Annotated in this window: 5 protein-coding genes and 1 pseudogene; 3 read left to right on the top strand and 3 right to left on the bottom strand. The window is 70.9% G+C overall.

What is annotated here, in order from left to right:
* Positions 1 to 3 precede the first annotated feature (3 nt).
* The 3 genes from ACIBEA_RS07425 to ACIBEA_RS07415 are packed head-to-tail and all read right to left on the bottom strand — an operon-like array spanning position 4 to position 2214.
* Positions 4 to 1113 carry an acyl-CoA dehydrogenase family protein gene (locus ACIBEA_RS07425; RefSeq protein ID WP_399258850.1) on the bottom strand — a complete coding sequence of 370 codons (1110 nt, stop codon included), beginning with the start codon at positions 1111 to 1113 and terminating at the stop codon, positions 4 to 6.
* Complete coding sequence (locus tag ACIBEA_RS07420; protein ID WP_354384452.1) at positions 1106 to 1402, bottom strand: phosphopantetheine-binding protein; 297 nt, start codon at positions 1400 to 1402, stop codon at positions 1106 to 1108. The genes ACIBEA_RS07425 and ACIBEA_RS07420 overlap by 8 nt, the downstream gene beginning before the upstream one ends.
* Positions 1399 to 2214, bottom strand: a complete 816-nt coding sequence (locus ACIBEA_RS07415; RefSeq protein WP_399259060.1) for a 3-hydroxyacyl-CoA dehydrogenase family protein — start codon at positions 2212 to 2214, stop codon at positions 1399 to 1401. The genes ACIBEA_RS07420 and ACIBEA_RS07415 overlap by 4 nt, the downstream gene beginning before the upstream one ends.
* Positions 2215 to 2846: 632 nt before the next feature.
* Between ACIBEA_RS07415 and ACIBEA_RS07410 the strand changes: the two are divergent.
* The 3 genes and pseudogenes from ACIBEA_RS07410 to ACIBEA_RS07400 form a co-directional block, all read left to right on the top strand.
* Positions 2847 to 5372 (top strand): annotated as a pseudogene (locus ACIBEA_RS07410) (type I polyketide synthase); the annotation flags it as partial.
* Positions 5364 to 16451, top strand: coding sequence for a type I polyketide synthase (locus ACIBEA_RS07405; RefSeq protein WP_399259059.1), 11088 nt, complete (start codon positions 5364 to 5366; stop codon positions 16449 to 16451). The pseudogene ACIBEA_RS07410 and the gene ACIBEA_RS07405, both read left to right, overlap by 9 nt.
* A 77-nt stretch (positions 16452 to 16528) precedes the next feature.
* Positions 16529 to 26797 (top strand): type I polyketide synthase, encoded by a 10269-nt coding sequence (locus tag ACIBEA_RS07400; protein ID WP_399258847.1) that lies wholly within the window; start codon positions 16529 to 16531, stop codon positions 26795 to 26797.
* The last annotated feature ends 28 nt before the right edge of the window (positions 26798 to 26825 follow it).

Genomic DNA, 26825 nt, shown 5'->3' with positions numbered 1-26825 from the left:
TGCTCACTGCGCCGTTGCGACGGCATGCTGCGCCAGAATCAACTGACATATTTCGCTGGTGCCTTCGATGATTTCCATCAACTTCGCGTCCCGGTACGCGCGGGCCACCACATGGCCGTCCTGCGCCGCGGCCGATGCCAACACCTGCACCGCGGTGGCCGCTCCGGAGGCGGCGTTGCTGGCACTGACGTGCTTGGCGAGGACCGTGGCGACGACCATGTCGGGAGAACTGGCGTCCCAGCACGAACTCGCGTGGGCGCACGCCTGCGTCGCCACCTGCTCGGCGATGAACAGCTCGGCGAGGTGACGCGCCACGAGCTGGTGCTCGCTGAGCGGTTTGCCGAACTGCGTCCGGGACTTGGCGTGGAGCGCCGCGGCATTGCGGCATGCCCGCAGGATGCCGACGCAGCCCCAGGCCACCGAGATCCGCCCGTACGCGAGCGCCGTGGTGACCAGCAGCGGCAGCGGCAGACCGGGGCTCCCGAGCACGCTCGACGCCGGCAGTCGCACCGAGTCGAAGTGGATGTCGGCGTGCCCGGCCGCACGGCACCCCAGTGGGTCGGCGACCGGCTCCACGCGGACACCCGGGGTCGAAGCGGGGACCACGACGGCCGCCGCACCGCCCTCGCACTGCCCGAAGACGATCAGCAGGTCGGCGTACCGGGCACCGGTGACCCACATCTTGCGACCGTCGAGGACGACCGAGTCGCCGTCGAGCTCGATCCGGGTGCTCATCGTGGACAGGTCCGAGCCGGCACCCGGCTCGCTGAACCCCACCGCCGCCAACTGGCCACTGACCAGCTGGGGCAGCAGGGCCGCGGACTGATCCGCGTTCGCCAGCCGCTGGATGGTCCAGGCCGCCATGCCCTGCGAGGTCATCACGCTCCGCAGGGAGCTGCACCGGCTGCCCACGTACGCCGTCAGCTCGCCGTTGTCACGGCTGCTCAGGCCGAGACCGCCGTGCGCGGGGGCGACCTCGGCGCACAGCAGTCCTCGGGCACCGGCCGTGCGCAGCAGCTCGACCGGTATCCGGCCGGCCAGGTCCCATTCGTCGGCCTGGCCGTCGACGAGCCCGTCGAAGAAGTCGAACGCCTCGGTCAGTCGCTCAGACATCGCTGCCCGCGGTGGAGCCACCCTGGAGCCGGAGCACCAGGTCCGTCATGCCCTGCACCGTGCGGAAGTTGTCGAGCTTGAGGTCCGCCCCGACGATGGCGATCCGGTAGCTCTGTTCGAGATGGACCACCAGCTCCATGGCGAACATGGAGGACAGCAGCCCGGAGGCGAAGAGGTCCTGGGTCGGGGACAGGGAGGACTTGGTCCGCCCCTCCAGGAAGCCGAGCAGCGCCTCCTGGATGGCTTCGGGGCTTACCGCAGCTCCGTCAATTGCCTGGTCGATCGTCATGCTGTTGCCTTTCCGTAGGAGTAGAAGCCGTGGCCCGTCTTGCGGCCGAGTTCGCCGCGGCGCACCTTGGCCAGCAGCAGGTCACAGGGTTTGCACGCCTCGTCGCCGGTACGTTCGTAGAGTTCGGCGAGGGAGTCCGTCAGGTTGTCCAGCCCGATCAGGTCCGCGGTGCGCAGCGGCCCGGTCGGGTGCCCGAGGCACCCCTCCATGAGCTCGTCGACCGCTTCGACCGTGGCGGTGCCCTGGCTGACGATCCGCACCGCGGTGTTGATCATCGGGTGGAGCAGCCGGCTGGTCACGAAGCCCGGGGCGTCCTGCACGATGACCGCCCGGCGCGACACGGTGGACAGCAGAGCGACGACGGCCTCGACCGTCTCGTCACTCGTCTGCGGGCCGCGGCTGACCTCCACCATCTTGATCAGGTACGACGGGTTCATGAAGTGGGTGCCGAGCAGCTCGGCCGGTCGTGCCGCCCAGTTGGCCAGCTCGCCGATCGGGATGCCCGAGGTGTTGGAGATCAGCGGCGTACCGGGTCGGACGGCCGCCGAGACCTCGGCGATCACCTTGGCCTTCGCCGCGGGTGATTCGGTGATGGCCTCGATGACTGCCGTCGAGTCTGCCACCTCGGCCAGGGAGACGGTGGTGACCAGCCGTCCGGGCTCCTGGCCTGCCGGCACCGCCCCCATGAGCTGGGCGTGCCGGAGTTGCTGAAGAATCCTGCCACGCGCGTCGTCGAGCGTCGCCTCGTCGACGTCGACCAGGACGACGGGGATCCCGTGCCCCAGCATCAGCGTGGCGATGCCGGAACCCATCACCCCCGCGCCCACGATGGCCACTTGATGGTCGGTCGGCTGGTTCACGTTGCCGGACACACTCCCTCGCTCTGGATGGGGCCGCCTTGGCCCGGGTGGCAGGCCGCGAGCGGGTTCCCACCCGCGCGGACCTGCTGATGCCGTTTCCTGATCGGCTCGTTCGGACCCGTCGTGCACGTGCGAACGCGACGGCGGACGTGGTCCAAAGCCGAGGGGGTTTGCCGACCTGATGGACTCTCATGCGACAAGTGCCCATTTGCAGTACATCTACGCAGGTCAGCTAAGCGGATGGCGATATGGTCGGCTTAGGTTCAGCCGCACATCGCCAGTGACGCAAAGCCGCGCGTACCCCCGGGGATCTCCTTGATCCATTCGTAACGTAGCACGAGCCGTGGGGTGTTGGTAGGTCATCGCCGTGCGGCCGAGTCAGGCGGCCGCTCTTTTAAAGTGGAGGCCGTGAGGGGGCTTCCCTATTGCTGCGAGGGTGGTCACCCCGGCGCGGTGTGACGCCGTGTCCGAAAGGTAAAAGGATCTTGACGTTGGGTCGCGAGCCAGGGTTAGAGTGGCGAGGCCTTAACGGGGTCGCTGACGGATACTGAGGCGCCGGGATCTTCTCTGATGGAGAAGATGCGATGGGCGCGAATGTCCAGTTCATGTGTCGAGCAGGGGGTTTTCCGGTGTTGTCGAGCGTGCCTAACTTTCAGGATGATTACGTCGCCATTATTGGATTGTCCTGTCGTTTCTCGGGCGCGTCCAACCCGGCAGCTTTATGGCAGCTCCTCAGCGAGGGGAACGGTGCGGTTTCGGGTGTGCCCGACGGGCGCGCCGACTCGGAATTGACCCGTCGCGGGGGTTCCGGAGACGGAGAGCAGGGCCTCCGGGGCGCTTTCCTGAGCCATGTTGACGAATTCGACCCCGGCCTCTTCGGGATTTCGCCGCGCGAGGCCGCTGCGATGGACCCGCAGCAGCGCCTCGTGCTGGAACTGGCATGGGAGGCCCTGGAGGACTCGGGAATCTCACCCCTCGCGCTGAAGGGCGAGCCCGCGGGCGTGTTCGTCGGCTCGATGTGGGACGACTACGCGATGCTGGCGCACCGCCGTGGAGCCTCGGCGCTCGGCCAGCACGCCATGACCGGGCTGGCCCGGAGCGTCATCGCCAACCGGGTCTCCTACGTACTGGGCCTGCGCGGACCGAGTTTGACCGTGGACTCCGGGCAGTCCTCCTCGCTGGTGGCCGTACACCAGGCGGCGCAGGCCCTGCGGACGGGTGAGTGCTCCCTGGCCCTGGCCGGCGGCGTGAACCTGATCCTCGCCCCGGAGAGCTTCGCGCGCTCCGAGAATTTCGGCGGCCTCTCTCCCGACGGGGAATGCCGGACTTTCGACGCGCGGGCCAACGGATACGTGCGGGGCGAGGGCGGCGGTCTCGTCGTCCTCAAGAAGCTGTCGCGCGCCCTCGCCGACGGCGACCGGGTCCTCAGCGTCATTCGTGGCAGCGCCGTGAACAACGACGGCGGGGGAGAAGGACTTACCGCCCCGAGCCGCGAAGCGCAGGAAGAAGTCATTTCCCTGGCGTGCCGCCGGGCCGACGTGAACCCCGCCGAAATTCAGTATGTCGAGCTCCACGGCACCGGAACCCGGCTGGGCGACCAGGTCGAGGCGACCGCGCTGGGCGCGGCCATGGGCGCGGGTCGTGCTGAGGGCGATTCCCTTCGGGTCGGGTCGGTGAAGACCAATCTCGGCCACCTCGAAGGCGCGGCCGGTATTGCCGGACTGATCAAGACCGTTCTCTCGATCAAGAACAGGCTCATACCCGCCAGTCTGAATTTCACTGAAGCACCCGCCGGTATTCCCCTCGATTCGCTTCGACTGCGCGTGCAGAAAGAACTGGAACCCTGGCCCGACGAGCGCGCCCCACTTCTGGCCGGTGTTTCCTCATTCGGTATGGGCGGAACGAACGCGCACGTGATTCTCGAACAGGCTCCGGAGATCGATACCGATCCTTCGGTGACGCCGGTGATTGTGGCTCCCGCAGTGGTGCCGTGGGCGATTTCCGGGCGTGGAGTTGACGGATTGCGTGGGCAGGCTGCGCGATTGTTGTCACGGTTTGAAGCGGACCCTGATCTGTCGCCGGTGGACGTGGGCTGGTCGCTGGCTTCGGGGCGGGCTGAGTTCGAGAACCGCGCCGTCGTCACGGGCGCCTCCAGCGAGGACTTGACGGATGCGCTGCGCGGTCTCGCGCGGGGTGAGTCGGTCCCGGGTGTGGTGATGGGTCCGGGTGCTGTGGCGGGTGGCGGTCGGGTGGCCGTGTTGTTCTCGGGTCAGGGTTCGCAGCGGGTTGGTATGGGGCGGGAGTTGTACGAGCGTTTCCCGGTGTTCGCGGCAGCCTTCGACGAGGTCTGTGCCGTGTTGGACCGGGAGTTGTCCGGTCATGTGGTGGGTGGGGTGCGTGAGGTCGTCTTCGGTGAGGGTGGCGCTGAGGGTGCGCTGGACGAGACGGTGTTCACCCAGGCGGGCTTGTTCGCTGTGGAGTGGTCGCTGTTCCGGCTGATCGAGTCGTGGGGTGTGCGGCCCGAGTTCGTGGGCGGTCACTCGATCGGTGAGCTGGTCGCGGCGTGTGTGGCGGGTGTGTGGTCGCTGGAGGACGCGGCCCGCCTGGTGGCTGCGCGTGGGCGTCTGATGCAGGCGTTGCCTTCGGGTGGCGCGATGGTGGCGGTGCAGGCTGCCGAGGCCGACGTGGTCGAGCTGCTGGCCGACTACGGCTCGCGGGTGTCGATCGCCGCGGTGAACGGTCCTTCGGCGATGGTGCTGTCCGGTGACGAGGATGCCGTGATCGAGGTGGCGGCGGCGCTCAAGGCGCAGGGTCGCAAGACGAAGCGGCTGGTGGTCTCGCACGCGTTCCATTCGCCGCTGATGGACGCGATGTTGGAGGAGTTCCGGGAGGTCGCGGCGGGTTTGACGTATGGCGCGCCGGTGATTCCGGTGGTGTCGAATGTGACGGGTGCGGTGGCGTCGGCGGAGGAGTTGTGTGCGCCGGAGTACTGGGTTCGCCACGTGCGCGGCGCGGTTCGTTTCGCGGACGGTGTCGAGGCCCTCGCCGGCCAAGGCGTCTCGGTGTTCGTGGAGTTGGGTCCTGATGGTGTGTTGAGCGCGATGGGTGCGCAGTGCGTGTCGGACGGTGTGTTCGTCCCTGTGCTGCGTGCGGGTCGCGGTGAGGAGCGTTCGTTCGTCGCTGGTGTGGCGCGTGCGTGGACGCATGGTGTCGCGGTCGACTGGACGCGGGCGTTCGAGGGGACGGGTGCGTCTCGGGTGGACCTGCCGACGTACGCCTTCCAACGCCAGCGCTACTGGCTCGGTGGAGTCGAGCGGCCGGTCGACGAGGCCGAGACCGAGGTCGAGGTCGAGCCCGGGACCGGGGTCGGCGAGTCGCCGTCCCCGCGGCAGCTCCCGGCGACGGCGCAGCAGCCCGAGCGACGTCAGTCGTTCGAAGAGATCGTACGGATGCAGGTCGCGACGGTCCTGGAGTACCGATCGGCCGACGCGGTCGATGTGACCCGCACCTTCAAGGACCTGGGCTTCGACTCCCTCACCGCGGTGGAACTGCGGGACCGACTGATCGAGACGACCGGATTGCGGTTGCCCGCCTCGCTGATCTACGACTACCCGACGCCCAGTGCACTGGTGCGCCACCTGGACGGCGAGCTGACGGATGCACGGACGACGCAGGACGTCGGATCCGCGCCGGACCTGTCGGCCGATCCGATCGCCATCGTCGGCATGGGCTGTCGGCTGCCGGGAGGCGTGACGTCCCCCGAGGAGCTGTGGGACCTGGTCTCGGAAGGCCGGGACGGGATCTCCGCCTTCCCCGTCGACCGGGGCTGGGACCTCGACGTGCTCTACGACGCGGACCCGAGCCGCTCCGGGACGTCGTACGTCCGGGAGGGCGGCTTCCTCCACGACGCCGCCGAATTCGACCCGGGGTTCTTCGGGATCTCGCCGCGCGAGGCCCTCGCCATGGACCCCCAGCAGCGCTTGCTGCTGGAGACGGCCTGGGAGGCCTTCGAGCGGGCGGGCATCGACCCCGCCTCCGTACGCGGAAGCCAGGCCGGCGTCTTCGCCGGAGCGATGGCCCAGGACTACGGCGCTCTGCTGCACGAGGCGACGGACGGGCTCGACGGCTACCTGCTGACGGGCAAGGCGGCGAGCGTGATCTCCGGACGGCTCGCCTACTTCCTGGGCCTCGAAGGCCCGGCGGTGACCGTGGACACGGCCTGCTCGTCGTCCCTCGTGGCGCTGCACCAAGCCACCCAGGCCCTGCGCTCGGGCGAGTGCTCGCTGGCCCTGGCCGGTGGCGTGACGGTGATGGCCACGCCCGGCATGTTCGTGGAGTTCAGCCGGCAGCGCGGGCTGGCGACGGACGGGCGCTCGAAGGCGTTCTCCGACGCGGCCGACGGCACCTCGTGGGCCGAGGGCGCGGGCATGCTTCTGCTGGAGCGGTTGTCCGACGCCCGGCGCAACGGTCACCCCGTACTGGCCGTGATCCGTGGCTCTGCGGTGAATCAGGACGGTGCGAGCAACGGTCTGACGGCTCCGAACGGTCCTTCGCAGCAGCGGGTGATCCGGGCGGCCCTCGCGAATGCGGGTGTGTCCGCGGCGGACGTGGACGTGGTGGAGGCGCACGGTACGGGTACGACGTTGGGCGACCCGATCGAGGCGCAGGCGCTGCTGGCCACCTACGGCCAGGACCGTCCGGCCGAACGGCCCCTGTATCTCGGCTCGTTGAAGTCCAACATCGGTCACGCGCAGGCCGCCGCCGGTGTGGCCGGCGTGATCAAGATGGTGCAGGCCCTGCGCCACGGGGTCCTGCCCCGCACGCTGCACGCGGGTGAACCGTCGACGAAGGTGGACTGGTCGACCGGCGCGGTCGAACTCCTGACGGAGGCCCGTGACTGGCCGGTGGCCGAAGGCCGCCCGGCCCGGGCGGGCGTGTCGTCCTTCGGTATCAGCGGCACCAACGCCCACCTCATCCTGGAGCGGGCCCCGGACGCCGAACCCGTCCTCGACGCGGCCGACGTGTCGGCCGAAGCGTCGGTCGAGCCGGTTGCTGCGGCGGCCGTGGCGGCGACCGCGGTGCCGTGGGTCCTCTCCGGACGCGGCGCCGAGGCCGTGCGCGGACAGGCGGCGCGGTTGCTGTCACACATGGTGAACGACGCCGACCTGTCCCCGGCGGACGCGGGCCTCTCGCTCGTCTCCGGACGGGCGCGGTTCGAGAACCGCGCTGTGGTGACCGGCGGCGACCGCGATGAACTCTGCGCACGCCTGGGCCAGTTGGCCCGTGGTGAGGAGTCGTCCGGCGTGGTGGTCGGACCGGTGGACGGCGTGACGGCTGCCTCCGGCCGCCGAGTGGTGTTCGTGTTCCCCGGCCAGGGTTCGCAGTGGGCGGGCATGGCGGTGGAACTGCTGGACGCCGCGCCGGTGTTCGCCGAGGCGATGGCGGAGTGCGGCGCGGCCCTGGCCGAGTTCGTGGACTGGGACCTGGAGGACGTGGTCCGCGGGGCCCCCGGTGCGCCGACGCCGGAGCGCGTGGACGTGGTCCAGCCGGTGCTGTGGGCGATGATGGTGTCACTGGCGGCGCTCTGGCGTTCGTACGGTGTGGAGCCCACCGCAGTGGTCGGACACTCGCAGGGCGAGATCGCCGCGGCCTGCGTCGCGGGCGGACTGTCCTTGCGGGACGGCGCCCGGGTGGTGGCGCTGCGGTCGCAGGTCATCGCCGGGAGCCTGGCCGGGCACGGCGGGATGATGTCCGTGGCGCTGACCGCGCAGCAGGTGGCGGAGCGCATAGCGGGGTGGAACGGGCGGCTGTCGATCGCCACGGTCAACGGGCCGACCTCGGTCGTCGTGGCCGGCGAGCCCGACGCACTGGACGAGTTGCTCGCCACCTGTGAGGCGGACGGCGTACGGGCCCGGCGCATCGCCGTGGACTACGCCTCCCACTCCTCGTACGTGGAACTGATCGAGGACGAGCTCGCGCAGGTGCTGGGCGGGACCTCTCCCGTGTCGTCGCGCGTGCCGTTCTACTCCACCGTGACCGGCGGGGCGATGGACACCGCGGAGGCGGATGCCGGGTACTGGTACCGCAACCTGCGCCAGACCGTGCGCTTCGAAGACACGGTGGGCGCTCTCGTCGAGGCGGGGAACACCGTCTTCGTCGAGGTGTCGCCGCACCCCGTGCTGGCCGTCGGGGTCCAGGACACGGCGGAGTCCCGTGGCGCCGAACAGACCTGTGTGGTCGGTTCGTTGCGCCGCGACGAGGGTGGCCCCGAACGCTTCCTCACCTCGCTCGCCGAGGTCTGGGTCCACGGTGTGGACGTGGACTGGGCGCGGGCCTTCGAGGGGACGGGTGCGTCCCGGGTGGACCTGCCGACGTACGCGTTCCAGCGGCGTCGCTACTGGCTGGAGGCCCCGGCGGCAGCCGCACGTCGTGCGGAGGCGGCCGTCGCCGGGTCGGTCGACGAGGTCGACGCGCGGTTCTGGGAGGCCGTGGAGAGCGAGGACCTGTCCGCGCTCCTCAGCACGCTCGACGTGTCCGGGGAGCAGCCCTTCAGCGCCGTCCTGCCCGCGCTCTCCGCCTGGCGCAAGGGCCGGCGGCAGCAGTCGGAGCTCGACGGCCGACGGTACGACGTCGCCTGGAAGCCGCTGTCCAGCGGATCGAATCGCGCATCGAATTCCGCATCGAATCCCGTGCTGACCGGGACCTGGCTCCTCGTGGTGCCGGCCGGTCCCGCCGACGACGCGTGGCTGACGGCCGTACTGGGCGGGCTCGCGGCGCGGGGCGTACGCACCCTGCGGCTCACGGTGCCCGCCGACACGGACCGGGCCGGTCTGACCCGGTCGGTGTTCGAGATCGTGGAGGGCGCCGCGGAGCCGGTCGCCGGCGTGTTGTCCTTCCTGGCGTTGGACGAGTCGCCGCACCCGACCCACGGGGGAGTGTCGGCCGGAGTCGCCGGGACCCTGGCCCTCGTACAGGCCCTCGCCGGTGCCGGCGTCGAGGCCCGGCTCTGGTGCGCGACGCGCGGAGCGGTGGCCGTGACGCGCACGGAGCGGCTCAGCGGTACGTCCCAGGCGCAGGTGTGGGGTCTGGGCCGGGTCGTGGCACTGGAGCACCCGCAGTCGTGGGGCGGTCTGGTCGATCTGCCGCAGGTCCTGGACGGTCGCGTGGTGGAGCGCCTGTGCGGCGTGCTGTCCGCGGCGGACGGCGAGGACCAGGTCGCGGTGCGGGCCTCCGGGGTCCGGGTGCGCCGTGTGGTGCGTGCCGCTCGTCCCTCCGGGGCGGCGGACGGTTGGTCCCCGCGGGGGACGGTCCTGGTCACGGGCGGTACGGGCGCTCTGGGCGGGCACGTCGCCCGCTGGCTCGCCGCTCGTGGGGCGGAGCACGTGGTGCTCGCCTCGCGGCGTGGGCCGCTGGCGCCGGGGGCCGACGTCCTCGGGGCCGAGCTGACGGATGCGGGTGTCGGGGTCTCGGTGGTCGCGTGTGACGTGGCCGACCGCGATGCGGTGGCCGGGCTGCTCGCCTCGTTGGGCGAGCGGTCGGCGAACGGTGAACTGCCGCCCCTGGCCGGTGTCGTGCACACCGCGGGCGTCCTCGCCGACGGTGTGATCGAGACGCTGACGCCGGAACACCTGGCGCACGTACTGCGCTCGAAGGTGGACGGCGCACGGCACCTGGACGAACTGACGCGGTCCCTGGACCTCGACGCCTTCGTCCTCTTCTCCTCCGTCATCGGCGTATGGGGCAACGGCGGCCAGGCCGCCTACGCGGCGGCCAACGCCACCCTCGACGCACTCGCCCACGAACGGCACGTCGACGGGCTGCCCGCGCTGTCCCTCGCATGGGGCACGTGGAGCGGCGGCGGCATGGCCGACGCCGAGACCGACGAGCGGATGAGCCGGCGCGGACTGGTCGCCATGGCACCGGAGAGCGCCGTGACGGCCCTCGCCGACGCGGCCGGGCACGACACGCCGTTCCTCGCCTTCGCCGACGTCGAATGGGACCGCTTCGTCGCGCAGTTCTCCGCGACCCGGCGCAACCGGCTCTTCGACGAGATCCCCGAGGTGGCCCGCACGGCCGCCGGCACGACCGCGGGCGACACCACACCGGACACCGACCTGCCCGAAAGGGATCTGGCCCGGCAGCTCGCCGGGCTCGCCCCCGGCGAACAGGAGCGGATGCTCGCCGAGCTGGTGCGCACGCACGCGGCGGCGGTGCTCGGTCACTCCGGCGTCGACGCGATCGCGACGGGACGCGCCTTCAAGGAACTCGGCTTCGACTCCATGCGGGTCATGGAACTGCGCAACCGCCTGAACGCGGCCACGGGGCTACGGCTGGCCACCGGGGCGGTCTTCGACCACCCCACGGTCACGCTCATGGCCCGCCACCTGCGCGCGGAACTCGTGGGGACACACGAGGACGCGGCCTCCGAGTCGCTCGCGGCGCCCCTTGCCGCCCCCCTTGCCGCACCGCAGCTCACCGCGGCCGACGATGACGACCCGATCGCGATCGTCGCGATGGGTTGCCGCCTGCCGGGGGACGTACACACACCGGAGCAGCTCTGGCAGCTCCTCGACGAAGGACGGGACGTCGTCTCCGGCTTCCCGACGGACCGCGGCTGGGACCTGGACAACCTCTACGACCCCGACCCGGACCGGCCGGGACGGAGCTACGCGCGGGAGGGCGGCTTCCTCCACGAAGCCGCCGCATTCGACCCGGCGTTCTTCGGGATCTCGCCGCGCGAGGCCCTGGCCATGGACCCGCAGCAGCGACTGCTGCTGGAAACGGCCTGGGAGACCTTCGAGCGGGCCGGGATCGACCCCGCACGCCTGAAGGGCAGCATGACCGGCGTCTTCGCCGGCATGACCTACCAGGACTACGGCGCGCGACTGCACGAAGCCCCGGAATCGGTGGAGGGGTACCTCCTCACGGGCAAGTCCTCCAGCGTCATCTCGGGCCGCATCTCCTACACCCTGGGCCTCCAGGGCCCCGCGGTGACCGTGGACACGGCCTGCTCCTCGTCCCTGGTGGCCATGCACCTGGCAGCGCAGGCGCTGCGCTCGGGCGAGTGCACCCTGGCCCTCGCGGGCGGCGTGACGATCATGCCCGCGCCCGGCATGTTCATCGAGTTCAGCCGACAGCGCGGGCTGGCGGCGGACGGACGCTCCAAGGCGTTCTCCGACGCGGCCGACGGCACCTCGTGGGCCGAGGGCGCCGGCCTGCTCCTCCTGGAGCGGCTGTCGGACGCGCGGCGCAACGGGCACCCGGTCCTCGGACTGCTGCGCGGCTCGGCGGTGAACCAGGACGGCGCGAGCAACGGTCTCACCGCGCCCAACGGGCTGTCCCAGCAGCGGGTGATCCGCGCCGCGCTGGCCAGTGCGGGGCTGTCGACGGCCGATGTGGACGTCGTGGAGGCGCACGGCACGGGCACGTCGCTGGGCGACCCGATCGAGGCCGAGGCGCTGCTGGCCACCTACGGGCAGGACCGTCCGGCCGATCGGCCGCTGTGGCTCGGCTCGCTGAAGTCCAACATCGGGCACACGCAGGCCGCCGCAGGCGTGGTCGGCGTGATGAAGATGCTCGTCTCCATGCAGAACGGGGTGCTGCCGCGGACGCTGCACGTGGGTGAGCCGTCGTCGAAGGTGGATTGGTCGGCGGGCGCGGTGGAGCTGCTGACGCAGGCGCGCGAGTGGGCGCAGGACGAGGGGCGTCCGCGTCGTGCGGGCGTGTCGTCGTTCGGTGTGAGCGGTACGAACGCCCACGTCATCCTTGAGCAGGCGCCGCAGGGCCAGGAGGCGGCCGAGGAATCGGAGCCCGTGGCTCCGGCCGTGGTGCCGTGGGTGGTCTCCGGCCGCGGCGTCGACGGACTGCGCGCGCAGGCCGCGCGGTTGGTGTCCCGGGTCGAGGGTGACGCGGAGCTGTCACCGGTGGACGTGGGCTGGTCGCTGGCTTCGGGGCGGTCGGAGTTCGAGAACCGCGCCGTGGTGACGGCCGCTTCGTCCGACGAGCTGACGGACGCCCTGAGCGCCCTGGCACGGGGCGAGTCGGCGCCTGGTCTCGTCGAGGGTCCGGGTGGCGTCGTCGGTGAAGGCCAACTGGCCGTGTTGTTCTCGGGTCAGGGTTCGCAGCGGGTTGGTATGGGGCGGGAGTTGTACGAGCGTTTCCCGGTGTTCGCGGGGGCGTTCGACGAGGTGTGTGCCGTGTTGGACCGGGAGTTGTCCGGTCATGTGGTGGGTGGGGTGCGTGAGGTCGTCTTCGGTGAGGGTGGCGCTGAGGGTGCGCTGGACGAGACGGTGTTCACCCAGGCGGGCTTGTTCGCTGTGGAGTGGTCGCTGTTCCGGCTGATCGAGTCGTGGGGTGTGCGGCCCGAGTTCGTGGGCGGTCACTCGATCGGTGAGCTGGTTGCCGCGTGTGTGGCGGGGGTGTGGTCGTTGGTGGACGCGGCGCGGCTGGTGGCTGCGCGTGGGCGTCTGATGCAGGCGTTGCCTGCGGGTGGCGCGATGGTGGCGGTGCAGGCTTCGGAGGCGGAGGTTGCGGAGCTGCTGGTCGATTGCGCGGATCGCGTGTCGATCGCCGCGGTGAACGGTCCTTCGGCGGTGGTGCTGTCCGGTGACGAGGATGCCGTGCTGGAGGTGGCGGCGGTCCTGAAGGCCCGGGGTGGTAAGACGAAGCGGCTGGTGGTCTCGCACGCGTTCCATTCGCCGCTGATGGACGCGATGTTGGAGGAGTTCCGCGAGGTCGCGGCGGGTTTGACGTATGGCGCGCCGGTGATTCCGGTGGTGTCGAACGTGACGGGTGCGGTGGCGTCGGCGGAGGAGTTGTGTGCGCCGGAGTACTGGGTTCGGCACGTGCGGGGTGCGGTTCGTTTCGCGGACGGTGTCGAGGCCCTCGCGGGCCAAGGCGTCTCGGTGTTCGTGGAGTTGGGTCCTGATGGTGTGTTGAGCGCGATGGGTGCGCAGTGCGTGTCGGACGGTGTGTTCGTTCCGGTGCTGCGTGCGGGTCGCGATGAAGAGCGTTCGTTCGTTGCCGGTGTGGCGCGTGCGTGGACGCACGGCGTCGCGGTCGACTGGGCCCGGGCGTTCGAGGGGACGGGTGCGTCCCGGGTGGACCTGCCGACGTACGCCTTCCAACGCCAGCGATACTGGCTGGAGACGGGAGCCGGCACGTCCGACTCGGTCTCGGTCCTCGGGATGGAGCCGACCGCGCACCCCTTGCTGGGTGTGGCCGTCGAGCTGCCGGACTCGGGCGCGGTCGTGTTCGCGGGTCGGTTGTCGCTGCGCACGCATCCCTGGCTGGCGGACCACGCCGTCTCGGACACCGTGCTGCTGCCGGGAACCGGCTTCGTGGAGCTGGCCGTGGCCGCCGGTGACCAGGTCGGATGCGACACCGTCGAAGAGCTGACCCTCCAGACGCCGCTGGTCCTTCCGGAGACGGGGGGCATCCGCCTGCGGGTCGAGGTCGGCGGTCCGGACGACTCCGGCCGACGCGACGTGACCATTCACTCGCGGACGGACGACTCCGAATTCGGCGAGGAGTGGACGCGCCACGCGACCGGTGTGCTCGTCGTGGCCGAGGGGCGGACGCCTCCCGCGCACGACCTGACGGTATGGCCTCCGGAGGGTGCGCTGGCCGTCGCGACGGACGACCTGTACGAGGACTTCGCCGACACCGGCTACGACTACGGCCCGGTGTTCCGGGGCGTACGGGCGGCATGGCGACGCGGCGACGAGGTCTTCGTCGAAGCCGCACTGCCCGAGGAGCAGCAGGCCGAGGCGGCCGCCACGGCGCTGCACCCGGCGCTGCTGGACGCGGCACTGCACGGGCTCCGGCTCGGCGACTTCTACCCCGACCGGACCACGGTACGGCTGCCGTTCGCGTGGCGCGGAGTGTCCGTGCGCGCCGTCGGCGCGTCGAGGGTGCGTGTGGCGCTGGCCCCGGCGGGCGGTGACGCCGTCTCGGTGACGGTGGCCGACCACACGGGTCAGCCCGTGGCGGGAATCGACTCACTGGTCCTGCGACCGGCCGAGCCGGGTCGGCTCGATGCCGGCCGGCGCGGCGAGGACCTGTTCCGCGTGGAGTGGGCACCGTCGCGACGGACCCCGACGACGGCGAACGGGACCGGGACGAGCGGGACCGGGACGAGCGGGGCGGTCGCCCTGGTCGGCCCCGACGAGTTCAAGCTGTGCGTCGAGCTCGGGGAAGCAAGTGGCCCGTACGCGGGTCTCAAGGCCCACGCCGACCTCGCCTCGCTGGTCGAGGCGGTCGAGGCGGGTACGGCGACCGTGCCGGACGTGGTGCTGCTCGCCTGCGTCAGCGGGCACGGCGCCGGTCACGGCACCGCACGCGGCACCGCAGCGGACGGCGAGCGGACGGCGGCGGACGTGCGTACGGCCGTGGCCGACACCCTGACGGCCATGCGGGGGCTGCTGGCGGACGACCGCTTCTCGGAGACCCGACTGGTCCTCCTCACCCGGCACGCCGTCGTGGCGCGCCCGGGCGAGCGTCCTGACCTGACGAACGCCCCGCTGTGGGGTCTGGTCCGGTCGGCACAGGCGGAGAATCCCGGCCGCTTCGTCCTCGTCGACTTCGACGACGCCGAAGCGTCCTACCTGGCCCTGCCGGGTGCGCTGACGACCGACGAGCCGCAGTTGGCGGTGCGTGACGGCGAAGTGCTGCTCCCGCGAGTGGCCCGGATGACCCCGTCGCCGGCACAGCAGTCCCCGGCCCAGGGGGCACGGGGTGCCGGGAACGGGGGCCTCGCCCTCGATCCGCTGGGCACCGTCCTGATCACCGGAGCCACCGGTGCGCTCGGGGCGATGTTCGCACGGCACCTGGTCTCCGAACACGGCGTACGGCAGCTCCTGTTGCTCAGCCGTCGCGGCCTCGCGGCCGACGGCGCCGCCGAACTCCGGGCGGACCTGACAGCCCGGGGCGCGGCGGTGACGTTCGCCGCCTGCGACGTCGCCGACCGCGAGGCGCTCGCAGACGTGCTCGCCGCGATTCCCGCCGAGCATCCGCTCACGGCGGTCGTGCACGCGGCCGGGGTGCTGGACGACGGGGTCATCACGACCATCACCCCGGCGCAGATCGAGCGGGTGCTGCGGCCCAAGGTCGACGCGGCCCTCCACCTGCACGAGCTGACGCAGGGCATGGACCTGTCCGCGTTCGTCCTGTTCTCCGGCGCGGCGGGCACGCTGGGCACGGCCGGCCAAGGCGTCTACGCCGCGGCCAACGTGTTCCTCGACGCCCTGGCCCACCACCGCCACACGCTCGACCAGCCGGCCCAGGCACTCGCCTGGGGCCTGTGGGCGGAGCGGAGCGGCATGACGGAGCGGCTCGGCGAGGGCGCCGTCCAGCGCCTGGCCCGCATGGGCATCGGCGCGCTCGACTCCGAACGGGGGTTGGCGCTGTTCGACGCGGTCGCGGGGGCGAGCGACCCGGTGGTCCTGCCGATGCGACTGGACATGGCCGCACTGCGCGCAGGCGCGCAGGGGCAGTTGGTTCCGGCGGTCCTGCGGGACCTGGTGCGCCGGCCCGGCGTGTCCGGGTCGGCCGCGAACGGCGACGGCCGCGCCGCCTCCGGTGCCGGTTCAGCTTTCGGTGCGGTTCCGAGGACGGGTGCCGGGGCGGCAGCGGGAGGCGCGGACGGCTTGAAGCAGCGGCTCGCGGAGCTCGGTGAGGACGAGCGGCGACGCGTACTCCTCGACCTGGTACGGACCCACGCGGCCTCGGCCCTCGGCCATGCCACACCGGCCGGGGTCGAGGCGGGACGGCACTTCAAGGACCTCGGCTTCGATTCGCTGACGGCGGTCGAACTGCGCAACCTGCTGAACGGAGCCACCGGGCTGCGGTTGCCCGCGACCCTGATCTTCGACTACCCGAACCCGGGAGCTCTGGCTTCCTACTTGACGGCAGAGCTCAGCCCGCCCGACGCGATGACGCCGGCCGAACTCGGACTCCGAGAACTCGACGAGCTGGAATCCGTACTGACGGCGCTGACCGAAGACGATCCGTTCCGAGGGCGCATCCAGTCCCGATTGCAGGACCTGCTGGCGCGGTGCGGCGCCGGCACGACGGGTGGTGGAAGCCACGCCACCGCGGTGACGTCGGAGCCTTCCGCCGCGTCCGTGGCCGATCAACTCGACTCGGCGAGCGACGACGACCTGTTCAGCTTCATCGACGAACAGATGTGAGCTCCGGCGTTGCTGGGCCGCTCGGGTCAACTTCCGGCGCGGCATCAAATCTTGAAACACTGAGAGGGACGACGGGGATGTCGAACGAGGAAAAGCTTCGGACCTACCTGAAGCGCGTCACAGGGGATCTGCACCAGGCCCGGCAGCGACTGCAGCAGATGGAGGAGGAGAGCACCGAACCCATCGCGATCACCGCGATGAGCTGCCGCTACCCGGGCGGCGTGGAGTCGCCCGGTGACCTCTGGGACCTCGTGGCCGCCGGCGGCGACGCCGTGACCGGATTCCCGGACAACCGCGGCTGGGACCTCGACGGCCTGTACGACCCGGACCCCGAGCACAAGGGCACGTCCTACACCCGCGAGGGCGGCTTCCTCCGCGACGCGGACCAGTTCGACCCGGCGTTCTTCGGCATCAGCCCCCGCGAAGCCATGACCATCGACCCGCAGCAGCGACTGCTCCTCGAAACCTCCTGGGAGGTCCTCGAACGGGCCGGGATCGACCCGGTGTCGGTGCGCGGAAGCCGGGCGGGCGTGTTCGCGGGAGTGATGTACGACGACTACGGCGCGGCGCGCATCTACGGCGGCACCGCCGACGAGTTCGAGGGCTACCTCATCAACGGCAGTGCCGGCAGCATCGCTTCGGGCCGGGTCGCGTACACGTTGGGCCTCGAGGGCCCCGCGGTGACGGTGGACACGGCGTGTTCGTCGTCGCTGGTCGCGCTGCACCTGGCGGTGCAGGCCCTGCGGAGCGGTGAGTGCACGCTCGCGCTCGCGGGTGGCGTGACGGTGCTGTCCACGCCGTCGGTGTTCGTGGAGTTCAGCCGGCAGCGCGGGCTGGCCGTCGACGGCCGCTGCAAGTCCTTCTCCGACGGCGCGGACGGCACCGGTTGGGGCGAAGGCGTCGGCATGCTGTTGCTGGAGCGGTTGTCTGACGCCCGGCGCAACGGTCACCCTGTGCTGGCCGTGATCCGTGGCTCTGCGGTGAATCAGGACGGTGCGAGCAACGGTCTGACGGCGCCGAACGGTCCTTCGCAGCAGCGTGTCATCCGGGCGGCCCTCGCGAATGCGGGTGTGTCCGCGGTGGACGTGGACGTGGTGGAGGCGCACGGTACGGGTACGACGTTGGGCGACCCGATCGAGGCGCAGGCGCTGCTGGCCACCTACGGCCAGGACCGTCCGGCCGAACGGCCCCTGTATCTCGGCTCGTTGAAGTCGAACATCGGTCACTCGCAGGCCGCGGCCGGTGTGGGTGGTGTGATCAAGATGGTGCAGGCGATGCGCAACGGCGTGCTGCCGCAGACCCTGCATGTGGGTGAGCCGTCGTCGAAGGTGGATTGGTCGGCGGGTGCGGTAGAGCTGCTGACGGAGTCGCGGGAGTGGTCGCGGGACGAGGAGCGTCCGCGTCGTGCGGGCGTGTCGTCGTTCGGCGTGAGCGGTACGAACGCCCACGTCATCCTTGAGCAGGCGCCGGAACCCGCGGCTGCGGTGGAGCCGGGCGAGCCGGTGGAGCTGGTCGTGCCGGTGGCGGTGCCGTGGGTGGTCTCCGGGCGCGGGGACGACGCGTTGCGGGGGCAGGCGGCGCGTCTGCTGTCGTGCGTCGAGGGCGACGACGGGCTGTCGCCGGTCGATGTGGGGCGGACGCTGATATCGGGCCGGGCCGCGCTGGAAGACCGCGCTGTCGTGGTGGCCCCCGGCCGCGAGGGCCTGATCGAGGGCTTGGGCGCGCTGGCCGGCGGCCTGCCGAGCTCCGGTCTGGTCGAGGGCTCCGTCGCTGCTGGTCGTGACCGGGTGGTGTTCGTGTTCCCGGGTCAGGGATCGCAGTGGGCTGGGATGGCGGTGGATCTGCTGGATTCCTCGCCGGTGTTCGCCGGGCGGATGGCCGAGTGCGGTCGGGCGTTGGCGGAGTTCGTGGACTGGGATCTGCTCGATGTGGTGCGCCAGGTTGAGGGCGCGCCGTCGTTGGAGCGGGTGGATGTGGTCCAGCCGGTTTCGTGGGCGGTGATGGTCTCTCTCGCGGAGTTGTGGCAGTCCTTCGGTGTGAAGCCGTCCGCTGTGGTGGGTCATTCGCAGGGTGAGATCGCTGCGGCTTGTGTGGCGGGCGGGTTGTCGTTGCAGGATGGTGCTCGTGTGGTGGCGCTGCGGTCGCAGGCCATTGCGGGAAGCCTGGCCGGGTTCGGCGGGATGATGTCGGTGGCGTTGCCGCTGGTGGAGGTCGAGTCCCGTCTGGTGCGTTGGGCGGGTCGGTTTGAGGTCGCGGCCCTGAACGGCCCCACCTCCACCGTCGTGGCCGGTGAGCCGGAGGCGTTGGACGAGCTCCTCGCCGAGTGCGAAGCGGAAGGCGTGCGGGCCCGCCGGGTTGCGGTGGATTACGCCTCGCACACCTCCCACGTGGAGCGGATCGAGGGCGAGCTCGCGGAGGTGCTGGCGCAAGTGCGGCCCATGGCTGCGCGGGTGCCGTTCTTCTCCACGGTGAACGGTGACTGGCTGGACACGACGACGCTCGATGCCGGGTATTGGTATCGGAACCTGCGTCAGACGGTTCGCTTCCAGTCGGCTGTGGAGGCGTTGGGTGAGCAGGGTTTCGAGGCGTTCATCGAGGTCAGTGCGCATCCGGTGCTGACGATGAGCGTGCAGGACCAGGCGGAGTCCGCTGTTGCGGTGGGCACGTTGCGCCGTGGTGAGGGCGGCCTGGACCGCTTCTACGCGTCGCTCGCCGAGATGTGGGTTCAGGGTGTGGAGGTGGATTGGGCGCGGGCGTTCGAAGGGACGGGTGCGTCGCGGGTCGAGTTGCCGACGTATGCGTTCCAGCGGCGTCGCTACTGGCTCGACGCCCCGGCCGGAGCCCGCGGTGACATGGGATCGGTCGGCCTGCTGTCGACGGAGCACCCCATGCTCGGAGCGGCGATGGACCTTCCCCATTCCGAGGGAGCCGTCTTCACCGGTCGGCTGTCGCTGCGCACGCACCCGTGGCTCGCCGATCACGCGGTCGGTTCCACCGTGCTGCTGCCGGGGACGGGCTTCCTGGAGCTCGCCGTCCGGGCGGGCGACGAGGTCGGTTGCGGGGTCGTGGAGGAGCTGACGCTCGAAGCCCCGCTCACCCTCCCGGAGAGCGGTGGCCTACACCTGCGGGTGACCGTCGCGGAGCCGGACGGGTCCGGACGACGTGCGGTGAGCGTGTACTCGCGCGGCGATTCGGCGTCCTTCGAGGAGACGTGGACCTGCCACGCCACCGGTGTCCTGGCGGCGGGCGGTTCGCAGCCCTCGGTGGATCTGGCGACCTGGCCCCCGGCCGGTGCCGTCCCGGTGGACACCGCGACGCTGTACGACGACCTGGCCGAGGCCGGGCACGGATACGGCCCGGTGTTCCGGGGCGTACGGGCGGCGTGGCGGCGCGGGACCGAGGTGTTCGCCGAGGTCGCGCTCCCGGAGGAGGCACAAGGGGACGCCGGTCGGTTCCGACTGCATCCGGCGCTGCTGGACGCGGCGTTGCACGGTCTGCGACTGGGCGGATTCTTCCCCGACGGCCTGGCACGGCTGCCGTTCGAGTGGCGCGGTGTGTCGCTGTACGCGGCCGGCGCGTCCGCCCTCCGCGTCCGTCTGGCGCCTGCGGGCGCCGGCGCCGACACGGGCGCCGTGACCGTGGCGGTGGCCGACGGCGCCGGCCACCCGGTGGCATCGGTCGATTCGCTGCTCACCCGGTCCGTCGACCCCCAGCAGCTCGCCGCCGCGCAGAGCGCGCAGCGCGACGCGTTGTACCGGGTCCAGTGGACCCCGGTGCAGCAGGGGGTGCCGGCCGGCGCCGGGGCCGGGAGCCGCGCAGGATGGGTCTTCATCGGTGCTGCCGCGTCCGGGACGAGTGCGTCGTACGGAGACTTCGCCCTGCTGGCCGAGGCGGTGGGAGCGGGCGCCGCGGTGCCCGACACCGTCGTGGCACGTCTCGGAGCCCCGGCCGGCGAAGCCGGCGCTTCGGCCGGCTCGGCCCGCACCGCCCTGCACCACGCGCTGGCGCTGACGCAGGCGTGGCTCGCGGACGAGCGGTTCGCGGTCTCCCGGTTGGTCCTGGTCATGCGTGGCGCGGTCACCACCGGGCCCGACGACATCGCACCCGACCCGGCGACCGCCGCGGTGTGGGGCCTGCTGCGCGTGGCGCAGACGGAGAACCCGGGCCGGTTCGTGCTCGTGGACGCGGACACGGACACGGACACGGACGGGGAGGAGCTCTTCGGCGACGTCCTGGAGCAGGTGCTCGCCGCTGACGAGCCGCAGGTCGCCGTGCGCCGCGGGGCGGGGTACGCGCCCCGCCTCGTGCCGGCCTCGCTGCCCGCGCGGGAAGCCCTCGAAGACGAAGCCCCGTGGTGGGGCGCGTCGGACGGAACGGTCCTTCTCACCGGTGCCACCGGAACCCTCGGTGGTCTGGTCGCCCGGCACCTCGTCGCGGAACACGGTGTCCGGCACCTGCTGCTCGTCAGCCGCCGCGGCGATGCGGCTCCGGGCGTGGCGGACCTGGTGGCCGACCTGTCCGGGCTGGGGGCGGACGTCTCCGTGGCCGCGTGTGACGTGGCGGACCGTATCGCCCTGGCCGACCTGCTGGACCGGATCCCGTCCGAGCATCCGCTGACCGCGGTCGTGCACGCGGCAGGTGTGCTCGATGACGGACTGGTCCCCGCGCTGACTCCCGAGCGGGTCGACCGCGTATGGGAGCCGAAGGCCGACGCGGCGTGGAACCTGCACGAGCTGACGCGCGGCATGGGCCTGTCGGCCTTCGTCCTGTTCTCCTCGGCGTCAGGTGTGCTGGGAACCGCGGGGCAGGCCAACTACGCCGCTGCGAACGCCTACTTGGATGCGTTGGCCGCCGTACGGCATGCCGAAGGGCTGCCTGGCACGTCGCTGGCGTGGGGCTTCTGGGGACAGCGCAGTGCGATGACGGGCCGGCTCGCCGAGACGGACCTCGCCCGCATCGCACGCTCCGGCCTGGTCGCCCTGTCCTCGGAGGACGGACTCGCGCTCTTCGACGCCGCGGTGGTGACCGGCGAGCCGCTGCTGTTGCCCGTGCGCTTCGACGTGGCCGCGTTGCGCGCCGCGGACGCCCCCGTGCCTCCGGTGCTGCGTGATCTGGCCCGGGGACCGGTGCGCCGACGCCGGGCCGCGGAGGCCGGCGAGGCCGCCACCGGCTTGGCCCGGCGGTTGTCGGGGCTCCCGGAGGACGAGCGAGAGCGCGTGCTCGCAGAACTCGTGCACGGGCACGTCTCGACCGTGCTGGGACGGGGCCCGTCGGACGCGGTGGCGCAGGACCGCCCGTTCAAGGAGCTCGGATTCGATTCGCTGATGGCCGTCGAACTCCGGAACCGGCTGAACGCGGCGACCGGGCTGCGACTCCCGGCCACGCTGGTCTTCGACCACCCCACGTCGGCTGTTCTGGTGCGCCATCTGCTCGCCGAACTGGCGGAAGTAACGGACGGAACATCAACTCCCTCATATGTGAGTGCTGTTACCTCCTCGGGGGTCGCCGCGGATGACGACCCGATAGCCGTCGTCGCGATGAGCTGCCGATTCCCCGGTGACGTCGCGACGCCCGACGAGCTGTGGGACCTGGTCATGGCGCGTACGGACGCGATCACGCCGTTCCCGATGGACCGCGGCTGGGACCTGGAGAACCTGTACGACCCCGACCCGGACCACCAGGGCACGAGCTACGTCCGTGAGGGCGGCTTCCTGCACTCCGCAGCGGAGTTCGACCCGGGGTTCTTCGGGATCTCGCCGCGCGAGGCCCTCGCCATGGACCCGCAGCAGCGGCTGCTCCTGGAGACCTCGTGGGAGGCCTTCGAGCGGGCGGGGATCGCCCCGGGCTCCGTGCGGGGCAGCCGGGCGGGCGTCTTCGCCGGCGTGATGTACAACGACTACGGCTCGCGGATCCGGGTCGCCCCCGAAGGGTTCGAGGGCACCCTCGGCGCGGGCAGCGCCGGCAGCGTCGCCTCGGGTCGTGTCGCCTACACGTTGGGCCTTGAGGGCCCCGCGGTGACGGTGGACACGGCATGCTCGTCGTCGCTGGTGGCGCTGCACCTGGCGGTGCAGTCGCTGCGCAACGGTGAGTGCACGCTCGCCTTGGCGGGCGGCGTGACCGTGATGTCCACGCCATCGGTCTTCGTGGAGTTCAGCCGGCAGCGCGGGCTGGCGACGGACGGGCGCTGCAAGTCCTTCTCGGACACGGCCGACGGTGCCGCTTGGGCCGAGGGTGCGGGAATGCTGCTGCTGGAGCGGCTGTCGGATGCCCGGCGCAACGGGCACCCGGTGCTGGCCGTGATCCGCGGCTCTGCGGTGAATCAGGACGGTGCGAGCAACGGTCTGACGGCGCCGAACGGTCCTTCGCAGCAGCGGGTGATCCGGGCGGCCCTCGCGAGTGCGGGTGTGTCCGCGGCTGATGTGGACGTGGTGGAGGCGCACGGTACGGGTACGACGTTGGGTGACCCGATCGAGGCGCAGGCGCTGCTGGCCACCTACGGCCAGGACCGTCCGGCTGAACGGCCGCTGTATCTGGGGTCGTTGAAGTCGAACATCGGTCATACGCAGGCTGCTGCGGGTGTGGCCGGTGTGATCAAGATGGTGCAGGCGATGCGCAACGGCGTGCTGCCGCAGACCCTGCATGTGGGTGAGCCCTCGTCGAAGGTGGATTGGTCGGCGGGTGCGGTCGAGCTGCTGACTGAATCCCGCGAGTGGGTGCCCGGTGCTGTTGACCGGGTCCGTCGTGCGGGTGTGTCGTCGTTCGGTGTGAGCGGTACGAACGCCCACGTCATCCTTGAGCAGGCTCCAGAGGTTGAGGTTGCCGAACGGGTGGCGCCGGTGGCGCCGATGGCGGTGCCGTGGGTGGTGTCCGGCCGTGGTGTCGAGGCGCTGCGCGGCCAGGCGGCGCGCTTGTCGGCGCTCGTCGAGTCCGGCGGTGCGGGTCTGTCGCCGGTGGCCGTGGGCTCGTCGTTGGCATCCGGACGGAACGCGTTCGAGGAGCGCGCCGTGGTGATCGGTCGTTCCCTCGCTGAACTCAACTTCGACCTCGGCGCGTTGACTCGGGGCCTGCCGGCTTCGGGTCTGGTGGAGGGTGTGGTTTCAGGGTCCGGTGGCCGGGTGGTGTTCGTGTTCCCGGGTCAGGGTTCGCAGTGGGCTGGGATGGCGGTGGATCTGCTGGATTCCTCGCCGGTGTTCGCCGGGCGGATGGCCGAGTGTGGTCGGGCGTTGGCGGAGTTCGTGGACTGGGATCTGCTCGATGTGGTGCGCCAGGTCGAGGGCGCGCCGTCGCTTGAGCGGGTGGATGTGGTCCAGCCGATTTCGTGGGCGGTGATGGTCTCTCTCGCGGAGTTGTGGCAGTCGTTCGGTGTGAAGCCGTCTGCGGTGGTGGGTCATTCGCAGGGTGAGATCGCCGCGGCTTGTGTCGCGGGCGGGCTGTCGTTGCAGGATGGTGCTTGCGTGGTGGCCCTGCGGTCGCAGGCGATCGCGGGAAGCCTGGCCGGGTTCGGCGGGATGATGTCGGTGGCGTTGCCGCTGGCGGAGGTCGAGTCCCGTCTGGTGCGTTGGGCGGGTCGGCTGGAGGTCGCGGCCCTGAACGGTCCGACCTCCACCGTCGTGGCCGGTGAGCCGGAAGCGTTGGACGAGCTTCTCGCCGACTGTGATGCGGAGGGTGTTCGGGCCCGCCGGGTTGCGGTGGATTACGCCTCGCACACCTCCCACGTGGAGCGGATCGAGGGTGAGCTCGCGGAGGTGTTGGCGCAAGTGCGGCCGGTGGCTGCGCGGGTGCCGTTCTTCTCCACGGTGAACGGTGACTGGCTGGACACGACGACGCTCGATGCCGGGTATTGGTATCGGAACCTGCGTCAGACGGTCCGTTTCCAGGGTGCGATCGAGGACCTGGTCGCGCAGGGGCACGGCACCTTCATCGAGGTCAGTGCGCACCCCGTGCTGACGATGAGCGTGCAGGACCAGGCCGAATCCGCCATCGTGGCGGGCACGCTGCGCCGCAATGAGGGCGGTCTGGACCGCTTCTACGCCTCGCTTGCCGAGGTGTGGGTCCAGGGCGTTGACGTGGACTGGGCGCGGGCGTTCGAGGGGACGGGTGCGTCGCGCGTCGAGCTGCCGACGTACGCGTTCCAGCGGCGTCGCTACTGGCTCGACGCCCCGGCAGCTGCTGAGGTGGTCGTGGACCAGGCGGAGGCCGCCTTCTGGGAGGCGGTCGAGGGCGGGGACCTGACGGCATTGGCATCTGCGCTGGAGGTGTCCACCGACGAGCCCTTGAGCGCCGTGTTGCCCGCGCTGTCGTCGTGGCGGCAGCAGCGACGCGAGCGATCCCGGCTGGACGGCTGGCAGTACCGGGCCGATTGGCAGCCGCTGTCGAAGGAGTTGCCGTCGCGTACCTCGGGGGACTGGCTGCTGGTGGTGCCCGCAATCGGGGACGAGGCAGCCGAGCTGGTGACGCCCGTGGTGGAGGAGCTGACCCGGCGCGGCGCCCGTGTGAGGACGATGCAGTGGGACACGGCCGGCGTCGACCGGGCGGAAATGGCCCGGTCGCTCTCCGAGGCCGTGCGCTTCTGCGACGGCCGGCTCACCGGTGTGTTGTCGTTGTTGGCGTTGGACGGGTCGTCGTCGGGTGGGGTGGGTGGTGGTCTGGCGGGTTCGTTGGCTTTGGTGCAGGTGTTGGTGGGTGCTGGGGTCGAGGGGCGTTTGTGGTGTGTGACGCGTGGTGCGGTGGGGGCGGGTGAGCGGGTTTCGGCTCCGGTGCAGGCGCAGGTGTGGGGTTTGGGGCGGGTGGTGGCGTTGGAGCATCCGGAGTTGTGGGGTGGTCTGGTGGATCTGCCTGTGGTCCTGGATGGGCGTGTGGTGGAGCGTTTGTGTGGGGTGTTGTCGGGTGTGGATGGTGAGGATCAGGTCGCGGTGCGGGCTTCTGGGGTTCGTGTGCGGCGTGTGGTGCGTGCGGGGCGGGTGTCGGGGTCGTCGGGTGGTTGGTCGGGTGGTGGGACGGTTCTGGTCACGGGTGGTACGGGTGCGTTGGGTGGGCATGTGGCGCGTTGGTTGGCTGGGCGTGGGGTGGAGCATGTGGTGCTTGCGTCGCGTCGTGGGCCTTTGGCGCCGGGAGTTGATGTTCTTGGTGGTGAGCTGACGGATTTGGGTGTTGGGGTCTCGGTGGTTGCGTGTGATGTGGGTGATCATGGTGAGGTGGCCGGGTTGCTCGCCTCGTTGGGTGAGCGGTCGGTGTCGGGTGAGTTGCCGCCGTTGTCGGGTGTGGTGCATACGGCCGGTGTTCTTGATGACGGTGTGATCGAGTCGTTGACGCCGGAGCGGTTGGCTTTCGTTTTGCGGTCCAAGGCGGATGCTGCGCGGCACTTGGATGAATTGACGCGGGGTTTGGACCTGTCGTTGTTCGTGATGTTCTCGTCGATGGCGGGGGCTGTGGGTGGCGCTGGGCAGGGTAACTATGCCGCGGCCAATGCGTTCTTGGACGCGTTGGTGGAGCAGCGTCGCGGGCTCGGACTCCCCGGCACCTCCATCGCCTGGGGCGCATGGTCCGACGGCGGTCTGGCCGCGGGCGTGGGCGAGGAGCGACTCCAGCACGGCGGCATCCTTCCGATGGCGCCGGATGACGCGGTGACCCTCCTGGGCGAGGCCCTGGAGCGGGACGAGGACTACCTCATCGTGGCGGACGTCGACTGGAAGCGGTTCGCTCCCAGGCTCGCGACGGGCCGGCCGGCACCACTGATCACCGGGATTCCCGAAGCCCACAGCACCCTGCAGGCGATGGACGCCCAAGGCGCCGTCACCGATGCGGAACCGAGCGGGGCGCTCCGCGCCGAACTGGCCGGCCTCACGTCCGCCGAGCAGGACCGCAAGGTGCTCAACCTCGTGAGCGCACAGGTCGCAGACGTACTCAGCCATCCCAACTCCGATGCGATCACGGCCGATCGGGCCTTCAAGGACCTCGGCTTCGACTCCCTGGCCTCCGTCGAACTCCGCAAGCGCCTCAACCGGGTGACCGGACTGCGACTGGCGGCCACGATCGCCTTCGACCATCCCACCCCGCGAACCCTTGCCGACCACCTGCGGAGCGAACTGAAGCTCGGCGGTGGCCCCAAGCGCTTCGACACCGTGCTCGGGGACCTCGACCGGCTCGCCTCCGAGCTGACCGAGCTCGTCCCGGAATCCGAGGAGTCCGCCCGTGGCGAGATCTCGCTCCGGCTGAAGGCACTGCTCCAACTGTGCAGCGGTGCGACGGACGAAACCGTCACCGATACCTCAGCGGCGGAGAAGTTCGCCTCGGCCTCGGACGACGACGTCTTCGACTTCATCAGCAATGAGCTCGGCATCTCCTGACCTCGATCGAGGTCACCCCTTTGAACTG

Origin of the sequence: Streptomyces sp. NPDC051555, assembly GCF_044454405.1 — a bacterium.
Classification (GTDB): domain Bacteria; phylum Actinomycetota; class Actinomycetes; order Streptomycetales; family Streptomycetaceae; genus Streptomyces.
This window is presented reverse-complemented; position numbering and strand designations above follow the sequence as displayed.